This window comes from Streptomyces sp. NPDC059455 (assembly GCF_042750115.1).
Lineage (GTDB): Bacteria > Actinomycetota > Actinomycetes > Streptomycetales > Streptomycetaceae > Streptomyces > Streptomyces endocoffeicus.
The window spans coordinates 1-5,108 of sequence record NZ_JBHYVB010000301.1 but is presented as its reverse complement, the minus strand read 5'-3'; the positions used below and the strand labels follow the sequence as shown (position 1 = coordinate 5,108).

Genomic DNA, 5,108 nt, shown 5'->3' with positions numbered 1-5,108 from the left:
ACCCCCCCCCCCCCGGGCGCGGCCCCGCCCCCCCCCCCCCGCCCCCCCCCCCCCCCGCCCCCCCCCCCCCCCGCGCCCCCCCCCCCGCCCCCCCGCCCCCCCCGCGGGGGGGGCCCCCCCGGCCGCGCGCCGACGACCGTAAGGGCTAGGCGCGGACGATGGAGAGGACCTCGTCGCGGACCTCGGCCACCGTCTCCTGGTCCCGGGCCTCGACGTTCAGGCGGAGGAGCGGCTCGGTGTTGGAGGGGCGGAGGTTGAACCACCAGTTGGGGGTGGTGACCGTAAGGCCGTCGAGTTCGTCGAGTTCGGCGCCCTCGCGGCGCTCGTACGCCGCCTTGACGGCCTCCATGCGCCCGGCCTGGTCGTCGACGGTGCTGTTGATCTCGCCGGAGGCCGCGTACCGGTCGTACTGGGCGACCAGGTCCGACAGCGGGCCCTCCTGGCCGCCGAGTGCGGCCAGGACGTGGAGAGCGGCCAGCATGCCTGTGTCGGCGTTCCAGAAGTCGCGGAAGTAGTAGTGCGCGGAGTGCTCGCCGCCGAAGATCGCGCCGGAGCGGGCCATCTCGGCCTTGATGAAGGAGTGGCCCACGCGGGTGCGGACGGGGGTGCCGCCTTTCTCCTTGACGACCTCGGGGACCGACCAGGAGGTGATGCAGTTGTGGATGACCGTTCCGCCCGGGTGCTTGGCCAGCTCGCGGGAGGCGACCAGCGCGGTGATGGCGGAGGGGGACACCGGCTCGCCGCGCCCGTCCACGACGAAGCAGCGGTCGGCGTCGCCGTCGAAGGCGAGCCCGATGTCGGCGCCGGTCTCCCGGACCCGGGCCTGCAGATCGACGATGTTCTTGGGGTCGAGGGGGTTGGCCTCGTGGTTGGGGAAGGTGCCGTCCAGCTCGAAGAAGAGGGCGTCGAGCTCGAGCGGGAGCCCCTCGAAGACGGTCGGGACGGTGTGGCCGCCCATGCCGTTGCCCGCGTCCACGACGACCTTCAGCGGCCGGATGGCGGTCAGGTCCACCAGTGAGCGCAGATGGGCGGCGTAGTCGTCGAGGACGTCCTGCTGGGTGATGGTGCCGGCCTCGGCGGCGGGCTCGGGCGCGCCGCTGTCCGCCCATCCCTCCACCAGGGCGCGGATCTCGGCGAGCCCGCTGTCCTGGCCGATGGGGGCGGCGCCCGCGCGGCACATCTTGATGCCGTTGTACCGCGCGGGGTTGTGGCTGGCGGTGAACATCGCGCCGGGCAGGTTGAGATATCCGCTCGCGAAGTAGAGCTGATCGGTCGAGCACAGTCCGATCTCGGTCACATCCACCCCGAGCGAGGCGGCGCCGCGCGCGAAGGCCCGCGCCAGACCGGGCGAGGACGGGCGCATGTCATGGCCGACGACGATCGCGTCCGCGTCGGTCACCCGGGCGAAGGCGGCGCCGAAGAGTTCGGCGAGCGACTCGTCCCACTGGTCCGGGACCACACCGCGCACGTCGTAAGCCTTCACGATCTGCGACAAGTCGGGCACAGCCAACCCCTTCTGGAGGTCCTGGTGGAGATGTCTCTGCGGACGCCTCTGCGTACGTCCCTGCGGACGTCTCTGCATACGTCCCTGTGGACCTCAAAACCTACCCGCAGGACCTGGGCCGGAACTGTGAGCCCCGTCGCGCGGCGTGCTGTCGGCCAACTTGCGCGGCCTGCCACGGGGCCATCCCCGGCCCGGGTCACGGCAGCATCCAGCCCAGCAGGAACGACGACTGCGCGACGACGATCAGGCACATCACCAGCAGCAGCGCGAGGCTCCACGGCAGCACCTTACGGAGCAGATCGCCCTCGCGCCCCTTCAGACCGACCGCCGCACACGCGATGGTGAGGTTCTGCGGGGAGATCATCTTGCCGAGCACCCCGCCCGAGCTGTTGGCGGCGGCCAGCAGGTCCGGGGACAGCCCGGACTCACGGGCGGCGGTCACCTGGAGGGCGCCGAAGAGGGCGTTCGCGGAGGTGTCCGAGCCGGAGACGGCGACGCCGAACCAGCCGAGCACCGGGGAGAGGAAGGCCAGTCCGGCCCCGGCGGCCGCGACGAAGTGACCGATGGTGGCGGCCTGCCCGGAGAGATTCATGACATAGGCGAGCGCGAGCACCGAGGTGACCGTAAGGATCGCATGACGCAGTTCGCGCACCGTGGCGGCCCACTCCCGCAGGGCGTCGCCCGCGGGCACCTTAAGGACGGCGGCAGTGGCCACTCCGGCCACCAGCACCAGGGTGCCGCCGGTGGCGATCAGCGGCATCGAGAAGACATTGGCGCCCACCGCCTTTCCGCCGGGGTCGGCGACGTCCAGGAAGGGCCAGTCGAAGGTGCGGGTGGCCTTGGCCAGGAGGTCCTTGACCGGGCCGATCTGGGCGATGGAGAAGATCGCGACGATGAGCGCGTACGGGGCGTAGGCGCGTACCACCTCCCGGCGCGGGTCCTCGCGGTCCAGGTCGTCGCTGCGTACGCCGGTGAGCACGGCGGCGCGCACCGGCTCCTCGGCCGGGCGACGGGCGGCGGGCACGGCCATCAGCACGGCCGCGCCGACCAGCGCCGCCGCGATGTCGGCGAGTTGGACGGAGAGGTAGTTGGAGACGGTGAACTGGGCGATGGCGAAGGCGACCCCACAGGCGAGCGCGGGCGCCCAGGTCTCGCGCAGCCCGCGCCGCCCGTCGACGAGCGCGACCAGCAGCAGCGGTACGACGAGGGCGAGCAGCGGGGTCTGCCGGCCCACTACGGAGGCCACGGAGTCCAGCGGCAGCCCGGTGACCTGAGCGAGCGTCACCACCGGGGTGGCCATGGCACCGAAGGCGACCGGCGCGGTATTGGCGACGAGCGCGACGACGGCGGCGCGCACCGGGTCGAAGCCGAGCGCCACGAGCATGACCGAGCAGATCGCCACCGGTGCGCCGAACCCGGCGAGGGCCTCCAGGAGCGCACCGAAGCAGAAGGCGATGACGAGGGCCTGGATGCGGGGGTCGTCCGAGAGCCTGCCGAAGGAGCGGCGCAGCACGTCGAAATGGTCGGTACGGACGGTCATCCGGTACACCCACAGGGCGTTGACGACGATCCACAGGATGGGGAAGAGGCCGAAGAGCACCCCTTGGGCGGCGCTGGAGACGGCCTGGCCGACAGGCATCCCGTACGGGAGGCAGGCGACGAGGGCGGCGACAACGAGCCCTATGGGGCCCGCGTAGTGGGCGCGCATCCGCACCCCGCCGAGCAGGACGAGGACGGTGACGAGGGGAAGGGCGGCGACGAGGGCGGACAGGGAGAGTGAATCGGCGACGGGGTCCAACTGCTGCACGAACACACGGGCCTCCCGGCATGGGCCATCCCTGGAAGGTCACATCCGAGATGCGGAAACGGAGGACCCTGGGGTGCAGGCATGGTCGTGTCCGCGCCAAGTCACAGTCAATGCTCCGTCAGCAAGTGATCCCGCGGAACGCCGCGGAACGCGGGAAGACCGCGGAGAAAGCGGGTCAGGGTACGCACGAAGGTCGCGGGAGACCGCGGGAAGGGTCATGGAAGATCGCGGAAGACCGCGGGAAGATCGCGGAAGACCGCGGGAAGGTCGCGGGAAGGTCGCAGGAGACCGCGGAAAAGATCGCGGGAAGGTCGCGAGCGATCGCGGGAAAGGCTGAGGAAGGTCGCGGGAAGGTCGCGGGAGATCGCCGGAGCGAAAGCCGATCAGGGCTCGGGCGACCGCAGGACCCGCAGATGGCCGCGGCGCGCGACCTCACGCGGATCGCCTTCCCGGCCGCCGTGTCCGCCCCCGGATCCCCCGGAACCGGCCGCCGCCCCCGCCGCGCGCTCAGGCGGGCGGGCGGCCTCGCGGACCGCGTTGGCCAGCGCCTCCAGATCGTCACCGCTGGGCCGGGGCGGACCGCTGTCGACGGCGAGCCGGACGACCTCCCAGCCGCGCGGGGCGGTCAGCCGCTCGGAGTGCTCCGAGCACAGGTCGTAGCAGTGGGGCTCGGCGTAGGTGGCGAGTGGCCCGAGGACGGCGGTCGAATCCGCATAGACGTACGTCAGCGTCGCGACGGCGGGGCGGCCGCAGGCGGTGCGCGAACAGCGACGTACAGGGCTCACGACGTTGGACGGTACCGCACTCTTGAGCGGGCCGCGACGACTCTCCACCAGCTCACTCCGCCGTGTCGTCCCGGTTCGCACCGTGCACCCGAAACGTGAACTTACTGGCTGACCAGCGTGGACCACCGACGCGACCGGAACCGCCGACAACGAATCCGGTCAGCACTCGAACCGAGAGGGATCATCCTGGGCCAGGGAAGCGACTCAAGAGACGTCCGTTTTTGGACCCAAGCATGGCTGGAATGTTCATTTGGCGACATCCGGCACGGCTGTCCGGTAAGCGCATGAGGGTGGGTCGACGACGGCTACCCTCGGAGTGATGACCAGCCCCGTACACCCCCACCAGTCCGAGCCGCGTCCCCGTCGTCGCGATCGCCACGGACGAGGTATGCGCGGCCCCATCGCGCCTCCCCAGGTGCCGCTCTCGGTCAGCCGCGCGGAGTCCTTCGTCGATCTTGTGCAGGACTCGGCGGAGCGGCTGGAGAGACGCTGGCCACAGCTGTCCGGGGTCGACTTCACGGTGCTCGAGGTGCCCACGTCGGGGCTCGGCGGCCCGGGGTCGGGCGGTGGCCCGGACGGGCACGGCGGGGCGGACGGCTGGGACGGCGAGTCCGTGCCACTCGGGCGCTTCATCGCGGCCCGCGGGGACGCGCCGGACCGGATCGTGATCTACCGCCGCCCGGTCGAGATCCGGGCGAAGAACCGGGACGAGCGGGCGCTGCTGGTGCACGAGGTCGTGGTCGAGCAGGTGGCGGAGCTGCTGGGGCTGGCGCCGGAGTCCGTGGATCCGCGGTACGGGCAGGACTAGGCCGCGGTACGGGCAGGACTAGGCCGCGGTACGGGCGGGAGTAGGCCGCGGTACGGGCAGGACTAGGCCACGGTACGGGCGGGGGCGGCGGGCACGCCGTACGGCAGGACCTGGAGGCGTTCGGCGGATCTTGACGCCTGCGGCGGGCTGTTGGGCCGCCCCCCCCCCCCCCCCAAAAGGGGGGGCGCCCACCACCCCCCGGGG

4 protein-coding genes are annotated in these 5,108 nt (G+C 72.1%); 1 reads left to right on the top strand and 3 read right to left on the bottom strand.

What is annotated here, in order from left to right; all coding sequences use genetic code 11:
• Window positions 1-145: 145 nt before the first annotated feature.
• The 3 genes from ACFXB5_RS49875 to ACFXB5_RS49865 form a co-directional block, all read right to left on the bottom strand.
• A complete protein-coding gene (locus ACFXB5_RS49875) occupies window positions 146-1,504 on the bottom strand; it encodes a phosphomannomutase/phosphoglucomutase (RefSeq protein WP_385221781.1) in 1,359 nt (452 codons plus the stop codon).
• A gap of 196 nt (window positions 1,505-1,700) precedes the next feature.
• Window positions 1,701-3,317 (bottom strand): L-lactate permease, encoded by a 1,617-nt coding sequence (locus tag ACFXB5_RS49870; protein ID WP_385221778.1) that lies wholly within the window; start codon window positions 3,315-3,317, stop codon window positions 1,701-1,703.
• Between the two features lie 377 nt (window positions 3,318-3,694).
• Complete coding sequence (locus tag ACFXB5_RS49865; protein WP_201858140.1) at window positions 3,695-4,144, bottom strand: DUF3499 domain-containing protein; 450 nt, start codon at window positions 4,142-4,144, stop codon at window positions 3,695-3,697.
• Window positions 4,145-4,484: 340 nt separating this feature from the next.
• Here ACFXB5_RS49865 and ACFXB5_RS49860 point away from each other — a divergent pair, with 340 nt between their 5' ends.
• Window positions 4,485-4,904, top strand: a complete 420-nt coding sequence (locus tag ACFXB5_RS49860) for a metallopeptidase family protein (protein ID WP_385221775.1) — start codon at window positions 4,485-4,487, stop codon at window positions 4,902-4,904.
• The last annotated feature ends 204 nt before the right edge of the window (window positions 4,905-5,108 follow it).